17 protein-coding genes are annotated in these 18633 nt (G+C 40.9%); 12 read left to right on the plus strand and 5 right to left on the minus strand.

Annotated features, from left to right (window positions below; genetic code table 11):
* Nucleotides 1–100: 100 nt before the first annotated feature.
* Together coaE and VFC92_02295 are read right to left on the minus strand one after the other, a co-directional pair.
* Nucleotides 101–688, minus strand: coding sequence for a dephospho-CoA kinase (gene coaE / locus VFC92_02290; GenBank protein HZK07005.1), 588 nt, complete (start codon nucleotides 686–688; stop codon nucleotides 101–103).
* Between the two features lie 2 nt (nucleotides 689–690).
* A complete protein-coding gene (locus tag VFC92_02295) occupies nucleotides 691–1677 on the minus strand; it encodes a CdaR family protein (GenBank protein HZK07006.1) in 987 nt (328 codons plus the stop codon).
* A gap of 439 nt (nucleotides 1678–2116) precedes the next feature.
* Between VFC92_02295 and VFC92_02300 the strand changes: the two genes are divergently transcribed.
* Entirely contained in the window at nucleotides 2117–2335 is a 219-nt protein-coding gene (locus tag VFC92_02300) for a hypothetical protein (protein ID HZK07007.1), read from the plus strand.
* Between the two features lie 30 nt (nucleotides 2336–2365).
* Here the strand turns inward: VFC92_02300 and VFC92_02305 are convergent, their stop codons facing one another.
* Nucleotides 2366–4042, minus strand: coding sequence for a peptide-N-glycosidase F-related protein (locus VFC92_02305; protein HZK07008.1), 1677 nt, complete (start codon nucleotides 4040–4042; stop codon nucleotides 2366–2368).
* A gap of 284 nt (nucleotides 4043–4326) precedes the next feature.
* On the opposite strand from VFC92_02305, the gene rlmF reads away from it, so the two are divergent.
* The gene (rlmF, locus tag VFC92_02310; GenBank protein ID HZK07009.1) at nucleotides 4327–5289 is read left to right on the plus strand and encodes a 23S rRNA (adenine(1618)-N(6))-methyltransferase RlmF; all 963 of its coding nucleotides are present in this window, start codon (nucleotides 4327–4329) and stop codon (nucleotides 5287–5289) included.
* A 195-nt stretch (nucleotides 5290–5484) separates the two neighbouring features.
* Here rlmF and VFC92_02315 read toward each other — a convergent pair whose 3' ends face one another.
* The gene (locus tag VFC92_02315; GenBank protein ID HZK07010.1) at nucleotides 5485–6381 is read right to left on the minus strand and encodes a helix-turn-helix domain-containing protein; all 897 of its coding nucleotides are present in this window, start codon (nucleotides 6379–6381) and stop codon (nucleotides 5485–5487) included.
* Between the two features lie 165 nt (nucleotides 6382–6546).
* On the opposite strand from VFC92_02315, the gene VFC92_02320 reads away from it, so the two are divergent.
* The 10 genes from VFC92_02320 (at nucleotide 6547) to VFC92_02365 (ending at nucleotide 18093) form a co-directional block, all read left to right on the plus strand.
* Complete coding sequence (locus VFC92_02320) at nucleotides 6547–7578, plus strand: efflux RND transporter periplasmic adaptor subunit (protein ID HZK07011.1); 1032 nt, start codon at nucleotides 6547–6549, stop codon at nucleotides 7576–7578.
* Nucleotides 7579–7580: 2 nt separating this feature from the next.
* On the plus strand, nucleotides 7581–12017 hold the full coding sequence (locus VFC92_02325; protein HZK07012.1) for an efflux RND transporter permease subunit: 4437 nt from the start codon (nucleotides 7581–7583) through the stop codon (nucleotides 12015–12017).
* Between the two features lie 383 nt (nucleotides 12018–12400).
* Nucleotides 12401–12544, plus strand: a complete 144-nt coding sequence (locus tag VFC92_02330; protein ID HZK07013.1) for a hypothetical protein — start codon at nucleotides 12401–12403, stop codon at nucleotides 12542–12544.
* Between the two features lie 26 nt (nucleotides 12545–12570).
* Complete coding sequence (locus VFC92_02335; protein ID HZK07014.1) at nucleotides 12571–13191, plus strand: hypothetical protein; 621 nt, start codon at nucleotides 12571–12573, stop codon at nucleotides 13189–13191.
* Nucleotides 13188–14369 (plus strand): ADP-ribosylglycohydrolase family protein, encoded by a 1182-nt coding sequence (locus VFC92_02340; protein HZK07015.1) that lies wholly within the window; start codon nucleotides 13188–13190, stop codon nucleotides 14367–14369. Before VFC92_02335 ends, VFC92_02340 begins: the two co-directional genes overlap by 4 nt.
* A 76-nt stretch (nucleotides 14370–14445) precedes the next feature.
* A complete protein-coding gene (locus tag VFC92_02345; GenBank protein HZK07016.1) occupies nucleotides 14446–15561 on the plus strand; it encodes a retroviral-like aspartic protease family protein in 1116 nt (371 codons plus the stop codon).
* A gap of 162 nt (nucleotides 15562–15723) precedes the next feature.
* Nucleotides 15724–16683: a hypothetical protein gene (locus tag VFC92_02350; protein ID HZK07017.1), complete on the plus strand. Its 960-nt coding sequence runs from the start codon at nucleotides 15724–15726 to the stop codon at nucleotides 16681–16683.
* Nucleotides 16684–16948: 265 nt separating this feature from the next.
* Nucleotides 16949–17173 (plus strand): hypothetical protein, encoded by a 225-nt coding sequence (locus VFC92_02355; GenBank protein HZK07018.1) that lies wholly within the window; start codon nucleotides 16949–16951, stop codon nucleotides 17171–17173.
* Nucleotides 17170–17583: a PIN domain-containing protein gene (locus VFC92_02360; GenBank protein ID HZK07019.1), complete on the plus strand. Its 414-nt coding sequence runs from the start codon at nucleotides 17170–17172 to the stop codon at nucleotides 17581–17583. Before VFC92_02355 ends, VFC92_02360 begins: the two co-directional genes overlap by 4 nt.
* Nucleotides 17584–17829: 246 nt before the next feature.
* The gene (locus tag VFC92_02365; protein HZK07020.1) at nucleotides 17830–18093 is read left to right on the plus strand and encodes a hypothetical protein; all 264 of its coding nucleotides are present in this window, start codon (nucleotides 17830–17832) and stop codon (nucleotides 18091–18093) included.
* A gap of 186 nt (nucleotides 18094–18279) precedes the next feature.
* Here the strand turns inward: VFC92_02365 and yajC are convergent, their stop codons facing one another.
* The gene (gene yajC / locus VFC92_02370) at nucleotides 18280–18621 is read right to left on the minus strand and encodes a preprotein translocase subunit YajC (protein ID HZK07021.1); all 342 of its coding nucleotides are present in this window, start codon (nucleotides 18619–18621) and stop codon (nucleotides 18280–18282) included.
* Between the last annotated feature and the right edge of the window lie 12 nt (nucleotides 18622–18633).

Here is an 18633-nt window from a genome sequence, read left to right on the forward strand (position 1 = left end):
CGCGAAGAGCAAAGCGCATGGCGCTGGGCGCGAAGGAGATTTAGAATTCAATTACACCACCTAAATAATTACTTGAATGTCCCGGATTCTTGATTTGAAATTATGCCCTGCCAACCTTGCGCAAAGCGGCATCGATGGTCAGCACCTGTGGAATTACCAGCCGGCTGTTGTCGTTATAAATGACATAATTGGCGGCCGCAACTTTTTTCTCTTCCGGCCACTGGTTTTTCATGCGCTGCAGCACCATTTCGCGGGATGCGTTGTCGCGCTTCATAACTCTTTGCAGGCGCAGCTTCTGTGGCGCCGTTACCACGATGAGTGTATCCAGATCGCCGGCACGTCCGGTTTCGGCAATGATGGCTGCCTCATAAAGTACATACGCTGACGATTGCTGCGAAGCCCATTTAGCGAAAGCGGCATGAACGGCAGGATGGATAATCTGATTGAGCAAATCGAGTTTTTCCGAATCCTTAAAAACGATCTCGGCCAGTGCTTTTCGGTCGAGGCTTTCGCCAACGATAAGATGTGCACCGAAGGTTTCGGCGATTTGTTGCAGAATTTCCGGCTGTTGCGTCAGTTGGCGGGAGCTGGCATCGGCATCAAAAACCGGCACGCCCAGCGTTCTGAAAATCTTTGCCACAATACTTTTGCCGCTGCCTATATTTCCGGTTAGACCTGCTTTGATCATCTTTATTTAAAAATTAAAAAATCCACTTCTTCTGGCTCCAGCCGCACCACACGGACAAACTGTGGTGATTCGGGCAGGTTGACAGATAGTTTCTGGCTTTCGCGGTTGCTGATTTGCGAAAGATCCACCGTGCTCTGGAACAACTCGCGGGTAACTTTCGAATAGTTGTCGAGCGACACCAGATAGCGGATGACGACCGTTTCCGGGAAGATTTTAATCCTGGATGGGGTGAGAGAATTTATCTTTTCGATGGGGATCTCTATTTCGGCTTCCGTAAACTTTTCAACCTTCAGATTTACCTGTACTTGTTGTGGCTCGATTTGCAACGTAGCCACATCGTTAGGTTTTTGGAGTTTTATCTTTTCGTTGATGGAAGCGCTCAGGTTGTCGAAATCGGTGGGTACCGTCTCTATTTTGGTGATGGCAGCAATATCATGTTTTAATCCGCTCACCTGCACCGAGTCGGGTTGGAGGACGAGGGTGTCGAGGCTGAAATACTGACTTTGGTAGTTTAGTTTGACATTTGATTTTACCGGGACTGTTTTTTCAACTCTGTTTTCAAAAACGAAGTTGAGCGTGTCGGGCGATATGTATTCAACATTGCCGCTCAGGTTGTACTGTTCCAGAAAGTCCTGAGACCAGCGGCTGGTATTGATGGTTGTTTCGAAGCTGTTGTCGGTACGGCGCAGGCGGTAGTCGGCCAGGCTGATGTTGAGAGGCTTTTTTCTTGCAAAATATTTAACCCACACCAGTACAAATCCCTGGTCGCGAATGCCGATGGTGAGCGTGGTATCGATGCGGCTGGTGAGTATTTTGCCTTCGGGGGTGCCTGTGTAGGTAATGGGGATGCGGATGCGGGTGCTGTTCACCTCGGCCAGCTTGATGAGCGACCAGATGAGCGACGAGATGATCAGGCAGATCACAAAGACGGTGGTTTTGTATTTGTAAGTGTCGCTCCTTTTTTCGGAGAAAAAACTAAAGATGCTCATGCCGGCAAAGTTTTACAGTTGCGCCATAACGGCGGACGGCAAAAATAGCGAATCCTTGATAACGATTAGTAAAGGAATGTTTGTTCAGCGAATATCGTTTTTCGATGTGGCAACTTGTTTTATCCTTGTTCAATTAATAAGAATCACTGTTGTCCGGCTAAAAGTTGTTAATCCGCTACGCGGAATTTGTGAAAATATTAAACCCTTACTCTACAATACTTTATCCCCGCCAGCTGGCGGGGAATTCGCCATAGGCGATTTAGTATTGTAGAATAAAAGTAACCCCCAAATCCTCGATACCTCGTAGAGGTTTAACAAATAATGGATTTCAAACATTTACAAATTATTTAACCGGACACCAGTAAGTAAGAATCTATAAAGTCTTGATCATTGAAACTACTCCAAAAGTAATTTTGAGTAAACTTTTAAAAGAAAAATTATGAAAAATCTTGTGATTGAAAATAAAGGTGATCAAGTGATTTTAAAAATAAACAGAAAAGGATTTGATGAGAATTGTTTGCTATCGTTACTTAAAAGGCTTCAGATTGAGAAGCTTGCCCAGAAGTCGGAGTTCGGTTCTTATATTTTAGATATTGCCGACCAGATCAACCAGGATTGGTGGGATAAAAATGGCAAAGATTTTCTAAGAGGAGTATAGTATTTATCTTCACCCAATTAAGCCAATCCTTTATGGTAATTTCCCCACAAAAAATTGCAAGCGAAGCTCCTGTCCGAAATCACTTTTAAAGCGGTAAAGTTCCTCTCCGTCCATCGAATAAAAAACAATACTTCCGGCAATTCCTACCTGGTCGGGGGCGCTGTTGTAGTTCCACCAATGTACCGAAATGCCATCTTCCAAATCATCGGTAAAGGCAAACTCCCATGCTCCTTTTTCCAGGTGCTGTTCGAAGCGATAGGTGGTGTCATCTTTAAAATCTTCTACAAAAAATACGCATTCGCCGAGCATATTGGTAAAACTCATTCGGTTTTCCAGCGGCCTGCCCAGATTATTTGTTTTCAATTCCACAACAAACCTTTCGGGGATTTCCATAGGGATTTCGATGTTTGTTGCTAAATAATTGTTCAGGTCATTTTCATCCGTCACGCCGTTTGGTTTGCTTATTTCGACTATAAAAATAGGGTCTTCTTTAATTCCGGTCCAGTCGGGGAGGGGAAGATAAACCTCTTCAGTTTCCAAAAAGCTAAGATTCCCGTGCCATCGGTAAACAGATTTCCGTCCGTTTTTCAATCCGTAGGTAAAAAACAAATTTTTCAAGGGGTACGCTCCTGAGTTTTTAATGATGACGCGCGGAAGGTCGAGCGATGGGTTGTAGCGGCTATATTCGTCTTTGTCGGTAGGATTGATAATATCAACGATGGATGCATCATTGTTGGCATTTGAAGCGCCGAAGCTAAACATCTGATGCGACATGCGGAAGTGTCCATCCCGTTCTCCGTTATCAGCATAATATTCGATACCGTAGTCGAAACCGATGGTGTCGCCGGGCGTAACTTTTGGTGTTAGTTCAAATTCATATTCGTCAACCTTGGTGCCGGGACACCAGCCGGCACGGTTGAAAGGCCAGGTGCCGCCTTGCGGATAAATGGGGTTGTTGCCACAATCTTTCCACACATTCCACCTAAAAAGCGCATCATCATTAATATAATACGTGTGTGTTTTGCTATCCCATTCGCAGCAATTGTGTGGCCCTGCATGTCCATGTCCCGAAATGCGTGCCTTTAGGCGAAAGCCCTTTGCGTTTTTGTCGAGCACGAGTTGCGTCTTGCTCAGCACACTGTCGTCGGCCAGTTGGCCGTAGGTATATTCTCCGTAAGGATAAATATTTTGCACGCTGAGCACATCCCTTTCCGGCAACCCTTCGATAAACAGAAACTTCAGGTCGAGCAGCTCCTGATTATTGCCGGTCACAATGTCCAGCGTTCCCTGCAGCAAGGGTGCGTAATCGGTGACATCATAGGTCCATTGCCATCCATTTTCGCCACCCATCTCCAGGCGTTTTCCGTAAGGTGTAACAAAACTTCCGATGCTAAAAATTTCGGTGGTATCGCCTTTTGGGATTTTTAAATAGGTATCCCAGATGTAATCCCATTCACCACACATATATTTATCGGCTTTGGTGGCGCTGTCGCATTTGAGCCACTGCACCATAATAATTTTACCCCATCGGTTGTCACCTTTCGGGAATATAACTGTTTTGTGATAGCTCGCCTGCCACCCTTCCGGGCTTGGGTCGTCGAAACTCACGGCGTGAACTACCACGGTGTCACCCGGGTAGTCGAAAGCCAATACCGGGATGCTGATGCAAATGGCTAAAGAAAAGATGATGATTTTTAATCTGTTCATTTGTTAAATAGTTTTTTGCAAAGTTAGTTTTTAGACTTTGAGTCGTCACTATTGTCCGATAAATATGATTTTCCTCCCCAATCCCTAATGTTGCGTGTCATTTCGATCCGCCAACTGGTCGGAGAGAAATCTGCTGGAGTTCATCCGATTACAAAAACTTGTTATTAGTATCCGCCAACCGATGGAGAAGAATTTATTTTAATAAGGATTTTCTTTACCGGACAACTATGAAACGAATCAAAGGAAAAAGTAAATTTGCCTTTTGATAAAAAACAAGACCACGAATGCTTAAACCCAGGAAAGAACCCCAACAGCTAAAATCGGAATTGCACCCACGCAACAAGCACCGGCAACGCTACGACTTTGATCTTTTAAAGACAACTTCGCCCGAGCTGGCCAGGTTTGTGCGCCCCAACGATTATGGCGACGAATCCATCGACTTCTTTAATCCAAAGGCCGTGAAAGCACTCAATGTGGCGCTGCTCAAGCACTATTACAAAATTGATTTCTGGGATGTCCCCGAAAACTATTTAAGCCCGCCCATCCCCGGAAGGGCTGATTATGTCCACTATGCGGCGGATATTTTGAGTAAATCAAATACGGACAAAATCCCCGTCGGGAAACAGATTAAATGCTTGGATGTGGGCGTGGGCGCAAGTTGCATTTATCCCATTATTGGCCACCACGAATACGGCTGGAGCTTTGTCGGCAGTGACATTGATCCGCTCGCCATCAAATCGGCAGAGGGCATTATCGCTGCAAATCCCAGCCTGAAAGCCGCAGTAGAGCTTAGATTACAGACCAGGCCCAAAGATATTTTTAAAGGAATCATTAAAAACGACGAAAGGTTTGATCTGACCATTTGCAACCCTCCTTTTCACAGCTCCGCCGAAGAAGCCCAAAAAGCCACGCAACGCAAAATCAAAAATTTAAGGCAAAAGCACGCCGCCACTCCGGTCAGGAATTTTGGTGGCCAAAGCACCGAACTTTGGTGCGAAGGCGGTGAAGGCAAATTTGTTACCGACATGATTTTTCAAAGCAAGGATTTCGCCACTTCCTGCCTGTGGTTTACCTCGTTGGTGTCGAAAGAGTCCAACCTGGAAAGTATTTACAATGTACTGAAACTGGTGAAAGCCACCGCCATAAAACCCATCGATATGGGACAGGGCAACAAAAAGAGCCGCATTGTAGCCTGGACATTCCTGCAGAAATCGGAGCGCGATGAATGGGTAAAAGGGTGGAGCTAAAACAATTCTTAATGTAGATTGTCTGAATCTAAAGACACTTTATTTTTAGTTTACGTAAACTTAAAAACGAAAGAAGCGAATAAAGAGGAGCCAGCAATCTTTATCAAAAATGATTTTCAATTAATATATGACGGACAGATTTATGTGGGAATAGATTCTGTGGCAACCGATTAAAAAAAGATCATAAAATTGCACTTAAACTTTCCTGTATTCTTTGGGCGAGACCCCAACTCTTCGCTTAAAATATTTTCCAAAAAATGACTGCGAGAGAAAATTTAGCTCATCCCCGATTTGCTGAACAGTCATGTTGGTAGAGCGCAATAGGGCTTTGGCTTCCAGAATTACAAAATCATTAATCCATTGGCTTGCCGATTTTTCGCTGTTTTGTTTCACAACTTTCGATAAATATTTTGGGGTAAGGCACAATTTATCTGCATAAAATTCCACACCTCTTTCACTCTTAAAATTTTGTTTTACTAAATCTAAAAACCGCTTCATTAATAAATCCTGTTTCGACTGGTTTTCTGAATCTGTCATTTTCTGGAAATGATAACTTGAACTATAAAAAAAAGCTTGTAACAAGTGCTTTATAATCTCCATCCGATGAGGAGTATTTTCCATTTGAACAGTCTTTTTAAACATGAAATAATAATCCGTCATCGAAATTAATTCTGCTGCTGTCAAGGGTATCCATGAATTATCCTGAATGGAACGGAACAAAGGAAACCGTTCGTGAATGTTTAGCAATAAATCATTTGTGAATTGTTTTGACATTATAATGAAGTCTCCTTTAAAATTGGCGCTTATGTATTCATATTGTAAAATCTGATCTGGCAATACGATAAAAAGACCGGGAGCTTCAGATGAATAACTTTTTAAATTCACTTTCCCTTTCATTTTCCCCTGGGTGCAAATTATAATTGTTGTTGCATCCATTTTGAACGGAATATCAAATTCATGTTCCTTAACCCAAAAGTAGCGCTTGCTTTTTGAATTTTCGTTGCCAAGCAGAATGAAATCTTGTCCGATTGAATCTGCTTTTACATTTTCGAGTTCGGTACGCCAGTTTAAATAGGAGATTGTATTTTTCATTTTTTGTCAAAAATAGGTCGAATAGTCGGTGAAAATACACAAAGAGCGATGAATAGGCCAAAATTATGGCACTAATGACCTTTTAGTGCCAACACACTCCAGTAATTTTGCCCACTTGTTAAATATGTGGTTCTGGAAAACGAATTAGTTAAATAAAAAATAGTTATGAAAAAAGTTCTTTTAGGGTGTATCGTCCTAATCTCAATGGTCGGTTGTGAACAGAAAAAGGAAGTGTCGGGTAAAAATCGGGAAGAGTCTTCAGTGGGAGTTAAAATCGAAAAAGTAAAGCTTGCCACCGAAAAAGTGAAATTGATTTACAGTGGTACCGTTGAGGCTTTTCAAACCATACCGCTCACTTTTCAGGGAATGGGGACAGTTGAGAAAGTGCTGGTTGAGGAAGGCGATAATGTAAAAAAAGGCCAGTTGCTTGCCACCCTGGATGCAGCTGATATGGAAAATTCATACAAAGTAGTTGAGACGATGCATGCGCAAGCTAAGGATGCTTACGATCGGATGAAGCAAGTTTACGACAAAGGCAGCCTGCCTGAGATAAAATGGGTGGAAATGGCATCGAATCTGGAACAAGCCAAAGTGCAGCTCGATTTGGCAAAAAGCAGACTTAGGAAATGCAATTTGTTTGCGCCCGACAATGGTACCATCGGCATTAGGAATGTTGAGCCAGGGCAGTCGTCGGCAGCCGGCATGCCACCTTTTATTTTGATGAAAATCGAAAAGGTTCTAATTAATTTTTCGGTTCCTGAGAATGAAATCGAAAAAATTAAAAAAGGCAAAACAGCTATAGTGCGAGTTTCTGCGCTTGGAAATAGGAGCTTTGAAGGCGTTATTAGTCATGTTGGAATTGTGGCCAATCCTTACGCGAGAACCTATATGGCAAAAGCAACCGTTCAAAATGCCGATAGAGCCATCAAGCCCGGAATGGTATGCGATGTGACTTTTGAAAATGAAATGGATGAAGCACAGGTAGTGATTCCTTATACAGCGGTGACAACCGATGACCATGGGAATACCTTTGTCTATACGGTGTCGCCAAAAGATAACAGGGTAAAGAAACAAATCATAAAAGTTGGTTCCTATCAGAAGGGTGGCTTAACCGTGCTTAGTGGCCTTGTAGTTGACCAGATGATAGTTGTTGAAGGAAAAGAAAAAGTAGCTGATAATACCCAAATAAGTTTATAAGAATGACCTACAAAAAAGAAGGTTTTATAGGGGCCGCGATGCGGAACCACACCATTGTAATTTTGATTACCGTGCTTTTGATTATAGGTGGTATTTTCGCTCTTAAAGATATGCCGCGCAATGAATTTCCCGTTTTTACCATCCGGCAGGGATTGGTGGTAGGGATCTATCCGGGCGCCACTTCTGCCGAAGTAGAAGCCCAGCTTACAACGGAAGTTGAGAATTACATCTACGGATTTAAAGAGGTGAATAAATTCAAAACGTATTCTTATTCGAAAGAGGGAATGATGTATATGTTTGTGGAATTGAACGATGATGTAGAGAATGCGGACCAGTTTTGGTCGAAGTTGAAGCACGGATTAAATGACTTTAAAAAAACTTTACCGTCAGGAGTTTATGCCTTAATGGTGAATTCGGATTTCGGCGACACTTCAGCCTTGCTGATTACTTTGTCGTCGGACACCAAAAGCTATAAGGAGTTAGAAAAGGAGCTTAAAAAACTGGAAGCTGAGTGTCGTAAAATTCCCGCCACTTCAAAGATTAAACATTTTGGACTTCAACACGAGAAGATATTTGTGAATGTAAATCCTGAGCTACTAAAAGAGTACAGGATTAATTCGCTGACTTTGATGGGCAACTATAGGATGAACGGCGGTGTAAATTATGCTGGCGAATTAAAAGATGGAAATTATGACCTGGCTGTTCATCTGCCGCCAAATTATGAATCGGAAAAGGATTTGGCCAACCAAATTGTGTATTCCGACCCAAGTGGAAATATCATACGCCTGAAAGATGTGGCAACTATTGAGCGTCGCTATGATGAGCCAAAGAGTTATCTCAGGCAAAATGGTAAAAAAACCATCCTCCTGTCGCTCGAAATGCAAACCGGAAACAACATTGTGCAGTATGGGAAGGATGTTGACAAAGCTATTGCCAGTTTTCAGAAAAATTCTTTTGAGGATATAGAAGTTGCCAAAATTTCGGAATTGCCTAAATATGTGGATGAGTCGATATCAAATTTCATGTTAGAGTTCCTGATGGCAATTATCGCCGTTATCCTGGTTACCATTATATTGCTGCCGTTCAGGGTTGCCTCTGTAGCCGGAATTACGGTGCCTATTTCCGTATTGATTACCCTGGGTATCCTCTATTTTATCGGGGTTGAACTACATACCGTTTCTTTGGCCGGATTAATTCTCGTTCTCGGAATGATTGTGGACAATTCCATTGTGATAATAGATAATCATATCGAGAAACTCGACCACAATATTTCTCCCTGGCAAGCAGCCATTCAGAGTGCTAAAGAATTGCTGATACCGGTAGTTACAGCAACATTGGCTATTATGGCAGCCAATATTCCTTTGGGATTTATGATTCCGGGAGGTGCCGGTGAGTTTATGAAGACCTTGCCCATTGTAATTTCCGTTGCCCTCATTGTTTCGGTGCTTGTAGCCGTATTGTTGGTTCCCTATTTGAATTTCGTATTCATAAAAAAAGGGTTGACTTCTACAAAGAAGAAAAAAGGAAAGTCCTTCCTGGACAGGCTCCAGGGCTGGTTTGATTCTTCACTTGAAGCAGCCTTCAAAAGGCCAAAATGGGTGGTTGGCATCGGAGCTTTATTTGTTGGTTTTGCCGTCTTTTTATTTATGAATCTTGACCAACAACTGTTTCCCGAAATGGAAAGAAACCAGTTTGCGGTTGAAATTATATTGCCCATTGGTGCATCTCTCGAAAATACCGCGCAAGTGGTTGATAGTCTTGAACAGGTTTTATTAAGCGATAATCGTGTGGTTAACGTAGCCAGTTTTATTGGCACCACTTCTCCCCGCTTTCACACCATGTATGCGCCCGGCATGCCTGCGCCCAATGTGGGTCAGCTGCTTATCAACACCGTATCAAACAAAGCTACCCGCGAAATCGTAAACGATTATGAGGAAAAGTATTCCCACGCTTTTGCCAATGCTCATGTTAAATGGAAGATACTTTCCCTGCAACCTACCAAAGCGCCGGTTGAGGTGCTGATTTCATCAGATTCCATCGGAGATATACGCGCTGTTGAGCGGCAGGTTCTCGAAATAATCGCAACCGCGAAGAATGTGGGTTGGGTGCGTGACGATTGGCAGGAAAAGCGCCAGAGCGTAAAAGTAAATCTCGACCGCGACAGGGCTAATCGGCTGGGTTATTCGAAACAACAAGTTGCAAATTCCCTGGCTATGGGGCTAAAAGGCATGACGCTTACTACCTTGTGGGAAGGTGATTACCCGGTGGACGTCGAGCTTTTGCAGGAAACCAGCGGAGCTAGAAATCTAAATACGCTAAGCGACCAGTATATAAGCTCACAAACCGGAATGGCTACATTGCCACTGCGTTCTATTGCGAGCTTTACGCCCGAATGGACCGAAGGCAATATCGTGCGCCGGAATGGGATTAGAACGCTTACTATTTTAGTTGACAATGCCCGGGGAGTTGTGGCATCTTCCATTTTTAATGAGATTCAGCCGCAGATTGATGCTTTGGAATTACCGGAAGGAACGACCATTACGCATGGTGGTGATCATGCAGAAATGTCGCGGACTTTTATCCCCATGGGATATGCTTTGGGGCTGAGTATTATTCTGATATTCATCATTATTTTGTTCCAGTTTAAAAAGATTAGGCTTTCGCTGATCATTATGGCCACCATGCTTCTGGCGCTTCCCGGAACGGCAATCGGCATGCACCTAATGGGTTATCCGTTTGGCACAACAGCTTTTATTGGAATTATAAGCCTTTGCGGGATGGTGGTTCGTAATGGCATTATTCTAATTGATTATGCCAGGGAATTAAAGGATAAAAGGAACATGCCTATTTATGAGGCGGCACTGGCAGCCGGCAAACGCAGGATGCGGCCGATTTTCCTTACTTCTGCAGCAGCATCGGCAGGCGTGGTTCCGATGATTTTGAGCCGTTCACCACTGTGGGGTCCCGTTGGAACGGTTATTTGTTTCGGGTTGTTAATCTCAATGGTACTAACGCTTTACATTTTACCTGTTCTTTATATGCTCACCTATCCCGAAGGGAAAAAAGTTAAAAATGGATTTTGGAGTGTACCTCCTAAACCGGTGCTTATCGCGCTGGTGATTGGTTTCTCTTTGTTTTCGCTGAACGGAAATGCACAAACCCTAAGCCTGGATTCCTGCAAACAGTTGGCCATCGAAAACAACAGAAAGATTGCCGACGCACAGTACAATGTGCTTGCGTCGCAGGAAGTGAGCAAAGCTGCTTTTACAAATTATTTCCCAAAAATTAGCGCGAATTTAATGGCAATGCGTTCTGTCGATTATCTGCTTAGCATAGAAACGCCTGAGATCAGACTGCCGGTTTCGGATATTGAAGGGACTTTGCTGGAAAACGGGCAGCAATTTGCCTACCTGCCACCCATGGAAATAAGTATGATCGACAAAGTTAATCTGGCTGGTTTAACGGCTATTATTCCCGTTTATATGGGCGGACAAATCAGGAATGGGAATAAATTAGCAAAAGTTGGCGTAGAAGTAAGTCAGTTGCAAAAAGAGATGACAACCACTGATGTTCTTATCAAAACAGAAGAGTTGTACTGGTCGGTTATTGGACTAAAAGAAAAGCTGAATACATTAGGCGGTTATGTGTCGCTGCTGGATACGCTCCTGCGGGATGTTAATAATTTTTATGAGGCCGGATTGACGCAGCGGAACGATGTGTTGAAAGTTCAGCTACGTCAGAATGAATTGCAGATGAATCGCTTAAAGTTGGTGAACGGACTTGATTTAAGCAAGAAACTTCTGTGTCAACACATTGGAATCGAATGTGATTCATTGCTCACCCTAACCGACGAACCGAATATTTCTGAAGGAACTGCCGGTTCGGCAAATGTTAGCGAATTATTGTATTCAAGAACCGAATATCAATTAACAGACATTGCCATTAAGGCGGAAAAACTTCAGATGAAAATGACAAGAGGCGAATCTTTACCCCAACTGGCGTTGGGTGGTTCCGTGTTTTATGCCGAAATCGACAAATTAGACCTGGACAACACCATAGGATTGGCCAGTTTAAGTATTCCTATTACTGACTGGTGGGGAGCTTCGCATAAAATAAAAGAGCATCGTTTTAAAATTGAACAGGCACGCAACAAACAAAGTGAAGCGTATGAGTTACTCACCCTTCAATTTGAAAATGCCCGCAATGTACTTCAGCAAAATCTCGATGAGGTAAAATTGGCTCTTGCAGCGCTTGGCCAGGCTCAGGAAAACCTGAAGATAACACAGGATAATTACCAGGCCGGAATTATCGGCATCTCCGATTTGTTGGAAGCCCAAGCGATGGCCCAATCCACAAAAGACAAATTAACCAACTCGAAGTGTAATGCTGAAATTGCAAAAGCAAAATACCTGCAGGCAATTGGGAAGTATGAAAACTAAATGGGTTCAGAAAGCAAAAATTATCTCTGCTTTACGGGGAGGATTGCAAGCTTATCCGCAATAACGATTTTAAGCTGAAGGAAGTTTTGGAGGCTGATTCTCACAATTGGTAAGAAGCAAAGCTAAATCCTTGCAGTTTTTGTAAAGGGGTCGAATTCGACTCCATATTAACCTTTCGCAGTAGTCTTTTCTGTTAATGTCCAAAACTCAAAAATAATCTGTGTCACCGGCGGCAGGCTGATGACACAAAGTTGCCGGCTTACTTTTAAATCCTGCTGAAAGGCTGGTCTGGTAGCGGCGAGGCAGAAAATTATAGAACGGGGAAATGCCCTTCTCAATCAAAAAGTTTGTTAATTTTGGCTTTTAAAAAAAAGTTTAGGTAAATGAAAAAGACTGCCATCAATTTGACTGTTGAATCGTACCACAGAAAACCGATGGCCTGCTTGTTTTTTGGGAAGGAATATATGATCACCGACGAAGTGAAAAGCCTGCCTGGAAACCATGCACGAACGTTAATATTAATTTAAAAAGCGAATCTCATAAGAAAAATAAAATGATACCATCAAGAAACGATATTGACAATGCACTTAAATCAAGTGAATGGGATTTTGGGAATGAAGTTCTTTACGAATTGTGCAAAAAGAATTTTGAACACAAAGAAAATGGTAAAATCATAGCAAAAGTATGGTTAATTGGTCGATCGTATGCTGCCGCAATAGAAAGAAGAAAAAATAAAACTGATACAAATGATGACTTTTACATAAGCAAAGTTGCACCGCTTTTTAAAAACTCGGACATTGACAGTTTGTTAGCATCAATAAATCGTGGAATAGAAATAACCACTGAAAACCTACAAGACATTCTTTCTGTTCACAAGTATTTAGTGGAAGAAATAAAAAAAATTACAGAAAATGAAAAGCGTTCTTTTTGTTCGAAATATCTACATTTTCATATCCCTGAATTATTTTTCATTTATGATAGTCGTGTGGTAGCAGGGCTAAAAAAATACTCAAGTAGAGTTCCAAAAGAATTTTTGTATCTAACAAAGTCTGAAAACGTGGATAGCGAATATGCCAAATTCTTTGTAAAATCCTTTGTGCTAAAAAAGCAAATTGAAAAAGAATATAATTTGAAATTAACGAACAGGCAATTTGATAACCTACTGATATCATGAAAAAATTAAAACCAGTCGAAAAAGACGAGGAAGGTAATATCACCTACAATCTGCACGCAACAGCAGCTGACGTGGATTGGATGCAGGCTGGCAGGTTGAGGCGGAGGGCAGAGGCCGGGGATAAAGCGGCGGCAAAGGAGCTGGAGGAAATGGAAAACACGCCAATGGTGGAGTTTACCGATGAAGAAATGGAGGCAATACGCCTATCAGTAGAAATGAAAAAAGCAGAGGAGCATTATGCTGATAAAATTAAATCTGTTCTTTTTGGCGTTGCAGTTGGCGATGCGCTTGGCGTTCCTGTTGAGTTTAAGAGTCGGCAAACCATTCGTAAAAACTCTGTAACCGACATGCGTGGTCATGGTACTTATAACCAACCGCCAGGCACCTGGTCCGACGATAGCTCCTTAACTTTTTGCCTTGCCGAGGCAATGACAAGCAATTTTGATTTGAATACAATTGGGAAAAACTTTGTGAAATGGGCGAGCGAAAACTTCTGGACACCACGGGGAGATGTTTTTGATATCGGAATAACCACACGAGAGGCAATCGACCGGCTGGCCAAAGGAGTGCAACCGGATTTAGCTGGAGGTTTTGATGTTGCGTCAAACGGCAACGGCTCTCTGATGCGAATTTTACCCTTGCTGTTTCACATCGTGGATAAGCCAATCGACGAGCGATATGAGATTACAAAACAAGTTTCGTCGATTACTCACGGGCATATTCGCTCGGTAATTGCCTGTTTCTACTACCTTGAATTTGCCCGGCAAATTTTTTTAGGACGGGACAAATTTGAAATTTATAAGAACCTGCAAACGGAAATCACAAGCTATTTATCTGGCCTTTCCATCGATCCGACAGAGATTGCGTTGTTTGCGCGATTGCTTGAGCAAGACATTTACGAACAGAAAGAAGAAAGTATTTCGAGTGGCGGTTATGTATTGCATACCCTCGAAGCAAGTATATGGTGCCTTTTGACAACTGAAAATTACAAAGACGCAGTTCTGAAAGCGGTAAACCTGGGCGACGACACCGACACCACCGGAGCAGTTACCGGCGGACTTGCAGCTCTGCTTTATGGATTCGACAACATACCCGAAAAATGGATAAAACAAATAGCAAGGCATCACGATATCGAAGACCTGGCCGCACGACTTGGAGATAAGATTGCCAGCCGCTAACGGACAAATTAAAAAGTTGAGGGAAGTGTCCTTTAAATCAAAAAGGATGTTAATTTTGGCTTCTAAAATTATAGCAATGAAAAAAGTAATTTTCACGAGCATAATCCTACTTCTTTTTGCCACGTCGGTGAAATCTCAAGTTAGGATAAAGATGCAAAAGGAAGGTGGCGTCTACACAACTCCCTGTACAATTAATGGCTTAAGGCTGCGCTTTATTTTTGACACCGGTGCCAGTACCGTTTCAATATCCTTGTCTGAGGCTAATTTCATGCTTAAAAATGGCTACATGGATGAAAGTGATTTGCATGGTTCATCCTATTCACAAATAGCAAATGGCGATATTGTAGAAAACACCACGGTAATCTTAAGAGAGCTTGAGATAGGAGGGATCATAATTCGCAATGTTGAAGCTGCGATTATGCATGAACTTTCAGCGCCACTTTTGTTAGGCCAATCTGCCATTGAAAAATTAGGGAGAATTCAAATTGAAGATGATAACCTAATAATATTCAACTTTAATTCTCCATCAACTGAAAATGCCTGTGTCAAAGCCAAAGAGATGGTGGATAAAGCTCAACAATACTATTTTGATGGATTAAAAAATTTATCTGCTGATACATATCAAAATGCGTATGATTTATGCCCGGATGCACTGGATTGTTTTTCGCTATATTTAATGGGATCAGCATATTATTCGAGTAATAATTATTCTTCAGCCATAACATTTTTAAAAAAAGCATCAAATTGTGAAACTAAAAATAAAACTTTATACTATATCTATATCAAATTAGCAGACGCCTATCGGGAATTGGGAGATTATGAAAACGCTATTTTAAATACGCAAAGGGCGCTTACTTACGCTAAAGAAAATAAGTATATTTCCTCATGCTATTTCTATTTAGGTTTTATTAATAGCGATCTTAAAAATTATTACAAGGCTGTTGAGTACTACGAAAAAAGTGTTGATTATTATTTGAAACATTTATCAACAAATGTTAATGAAGTTATGAAGGGTAAAGTTAAAAATGCGATGTTGGGTGAGAGCTATTGGAATATTGCTTTCCAATATCACAAGCTTGGTCAGGAAACAAAATCAGATAACTTCGCTATTAAATCTGCATTATGTGGTTACGAAAGTGCTATTGATCGTTGTAAAAAGTTTGGAATAAGATATGAATTGTACATTGAATAGTTTGTGAATTCTAAGAAAAGATACTTCAATCAGATGAGAAACACGGCAATCATACGAGCTAACGATACCCAACAAAGCAATCTGATGGTTAGCCTTTTTTTTGAGAAGGATTACAAGCTATACATGATTGTTACACGGCAAGATTAGAAACGCAACAAAATTATGAGTGATTTTACCAAAATATTGATGGGAAATAGCAAGCCAATTGAAATGAAAGGTAGGCTATTTATTCATGGTATTGATTCAAGAGTTGAAGCAAGTCTTGAGTTTATTCGAACTAAATATGAAAACATTGTTGAATTAGAACTTGCGATTGAATACATGGAATTTCACTCCGAAACAATTAAAGCAGATTTTAATCAATTAGTAAAATTGGGATATTATCCATCAAATGAAACAGAAATGGAACTTGACCATTCCATAAAACATGCATTGATTGGGTCATATAAATCGGCGTTTTCTGATTTAAGAAGAGGTTTAGAATTAACAGTTACTTCTATTTATTTATTATCTGAGGAAGTTGATAGGCAGAAAGCTGATGATTGGATTAATTCGTTTGAAAACACGCCAAGATTTTCAGCTGTTCTGCATAAACTTATTAAAAATGGATACTATAAAATCATAAATGATAAATATGAATGGAAAAGTAATCTTCAAGAATTGTACTGGTCATTATCTAATTTTAGCCACAATAAAGGACGAGTAAAAGGATACATGGAATTAAACAATCCAAGTTTTTTCACCGCAGGAACATCTTTACCAACAATAAAAAATGATACACTAGCATTATTCTGTAATTGTTACATAAATACGGTTAAAGAGGTAGTTACCTTACAATCCCTACATAATCCAGTGATTTTGTTTGGGGTTCCAATAGAAAAGAAGTTTGGATCAGAAGGTATAATGTCTGGATATTTGAATGACGGACAATCTGAAGTGATAAAGAGGTTAATTCCTGAGAATTATAAAAATTATTTTAATGATCTTATTGAACATGATGAAGAAAAAAAATCGGTTATTGAATATTTTAATTCACTACCTGACTTGACAGAGGACGATTTAAATGCACAAGCTATGAGGCAAGATGAATTTTTAAACGATTTGAAAGGCGGTCGTGTGTGATTCTGTAATTCGCAAAACCAACTTTTAATGCGTAGTTTTGTTCTCTGATTAAAAATATGGATGTGTCAGCTTGTTTTATCTTTGCTCAATGAATATAAATTTTGAAAGTCTTGAAGAACACTTTAGTAAATCAAATAAATGATGAGAACCGTTCAGATCAGATTTACATTCCGACATAGCCAATGCCTAAGATTGTAATTTCAGATACAAGCATACTGATACTATTTCAAGGGAAATTTTGTGCAAACTTTTAAAAGGGAAAATTATGAAAAATCTTGTGATTGAAAATAAAGGAGATCAGGTGATTTTAAAAATAAACAGAAAAGGATTTGATGAGAATTACCTGATTTCACTTCTTAAGAGACTTCAGATTGAGCAGCTTGCTCAGAAGTCGGAGTTCAGCGATGATATTATAAATGTTGCCGAACAGGTTAATGAAGAGTGGTGGGATGAAAACGGGAAAGATTTTCTAAAAGAAGTAAAGCAATGATTTCAAAAAGCGTGGTAGTTGATACCAACTTGATCTTTTCGGCTTTAATCCCAAAAGCATCAAAAATTAGAGATGTCTTGTTTGAGAGTGACAGGGCATTCTTTGCACCAAACTTTTTGATTGCGGAGATATATAAACATAAGGAAAAGTTGATAAAAAGCTCAAAACTTGATGAGTCAGAATTTTATTCATACTTTACCGGCATAATCCAAAAGATACAATTTGTGCCGATTGATTTCATTAGCATCGAGAGTCGGCAAAAGGCCTACGATTTATGCAAGGATATTGATGTTAAGGATACCCCATTTATTGCTTTGACTTTGGAATTGAATTTGCCAATCTGGACAGGTGATAAAAAACTTAAAGACGGATTGAGACGAAAAGGATTTAATAATTTTTATTCGGAATAATGCGCGTTGTAAAACATGCGGTCATAAAATCCCTCTCTCTCACCAAACAAATCACTAACAGGACGCCAACGAAGCTGCGTTGCCATTTCTCTCTATTAGAGAGTTGAAGCCTTAATCGACAAAATTCAAGTTACGAACCGACAACAAATTTTTACCCATCACTCATTTAGAGGTGCGTTAGATCAAACCGAAAAAGATTTCTCTTTTTTCCACGGCTGTGATTCTGTAATGTAAAACCAACTTTTAATGCGTAGGTTTGTTTCTCGATTACAAATGGTGGTGTTGGTTGACGCACACGAAAATTTAAAAAAGAGAAAAATGATAGTAGAAAGACAAAATAACGAAATACTGGTCAGAGTTTCTGCTGGTATTAAAACCTCCCGAATTCAGACAATCCTTGACTATCTGCGGTACGAAGAATTAACTTCTAAATCAACTGCCTCAGAAGGCGATATTGATCAACTTCTAAAAGAAGCAAAAAAAGGACGTTGGGATAGAACTGAAAAATAAAGGATTTGAGCAAGTAATTAAAATAGAGGAATTGTATCAAGACTTTTTGATCCGAGAAAAACAAAAATAAAAATAAAATACTGGCATCCACCTTCAGCAAAACCCCAAAAAAATCCACGTCACCGTCAGCCTTCAGGCCGATGATGACGTGGATTTTTTATGTTTTAAACTATTTAGCGGAAGCGCCTACTTTGCGGGCTGCTCGGCCATCATGGAGGTGTTGTCGGCAGCGGCGGCGCTTTTTTCTATCTTCAGGCGTCCCTGGCCTTCGGTTTCGATGATGAGCGTGGTGTCGCGCACTTCGAGAATCTTGCCGTGTATACCGCCAATGGTAACGATTTTGCTGCCTTTGGCCAAAGCCTCACGAAATTTCTTTTGTTCTTTGCTCTTGCGCATCTGCGGACGGATCATGAAGAAATAAAACACCACGATCATCAGCAGCATCATCAAAAAGAAGCTGGAGGAGCTGCCCCCTTCTTCGCCACTGGGCATCATGAGCAGGATAAAGTTGATTAATGCAGTTGTCATTGATTTTCTTGT

The sequence above is a fragment of the Bacteroidales bacterium genome (genome assembly GCA_035647615.1).
In the GTDB taxonomy this organism is placed as follows: domain Bacteria; phylum Bacteroidota; class Bacteroidia; order Bacteroidales; family 4484-276; genus SABY01.

Coding starts and splice junctions, on each gene's coding strand:
- VFC92_02355 (HZK07018.1), top strand. CDS start 16,949: ATGAAAAATCTTGTGATTGAAAATAAAGGAGATCAGGTGATTTTAAAA.
- VFC92_02300 (HZK07007.1), top strand. CDS start 2,117: ATGAAAAATCTTGTGATTGAAAATAAAGGTGATCAAGTGATTTTAAAA.
- VFC92_02325 (HZK07012.1), top strand. CDS start 7,581: ATGACCTACAAAAAAGAAGGTTTTATAGGGGCCGCGATGCGGAACCAC.
- VFC92_02350 (HZK07017.1), top strand. CDS start 15,724: ATGAGTGATTTTACCAAAATATTGATGGGAAATAGCAAGCCAATTGAA.
- VFC92_02320 (HZK07011.1), top strand. CDS start 6,547: ATGAAAAAAGTTCTTTTAGGGTGTATCGTCCTAATCTCAATGGTCGGT.
- VFC92_02315 (HZK07010.1), bottom strand. CDS start 6,381: ATGAAAAATACAATCTCCTATTTAAACTGGCGTACCGAACTCGAAAAT.
- VFC92_02335 (HZK07014.1), top strand. CDS start 12,571: ATGATACCATCAAGAAACGATATTGACAATGCACTTAAATCAAGTGAA.
- VFC92_02360 (HZK07019.1), top strand. CDS start 17,170: ATGATTTCAAAAAGCGTGGTAGTTGATACCAACTTGATCTTTTCGGCT.
- VFC92_02330 (HZK07013.1), top strand. CDS start 12,401: ATGAAAAAGACTGCCATCAATTTGACTGTTGAATCGTACCACAGAAAA.
- VFC92_02305 (HZK07008.1), bottom strand. CDS start 4,042: ATGAACAGATTAAAAATCATCATCTTTTCTTTAGCCATTTGCATCAGC.
- VFC92_02340 (HZK07015.1), top strand. CDS start 13,188: ATGAAAAAATTAAAACCAGTCGAAAAAGACGAGGAAGGTAATATCACC.
- coaE (HZK07005.1), bottom strand. CDS start 688: ATGATCAAAGCAGGTCTAACCGGAAATATAGGCAGCGGCAAAAGTATT.
- rlmF (HZK07009.1), top strand. CDS start 4,327: ATGCTTAAACCCAGGAAAGAACCCCAACAGCTAAAATCGGAATTGCAC.
- VFC92_02345 (HZK07016.1), top strand. CDS start 14,446: ATGAAAAAAGTAATTTTCACGAGCATAATCCTACTTCTTTTTGCCACG.
- VFC92_02365 (HZK07020.1), top strand. CDS start 17,830: ATGCGTAGGTTTGTTTCTCGATTACAAATGGTGGTGTTGGTTGACGCA.
- VFC92_02295 (HZK07006.1), bottom strand. CDS start 1,677: ATGAGCATCTTTAGTTTTTTCTCCGAAAAAAGGAGCGACACTTACAAA.
- yajC (HZK07021.1), bottom strand. CDS start 18,621: ATGACAACTGCATTAATCAACTTTATCCTGCTCATGATGCCCAGTGGC.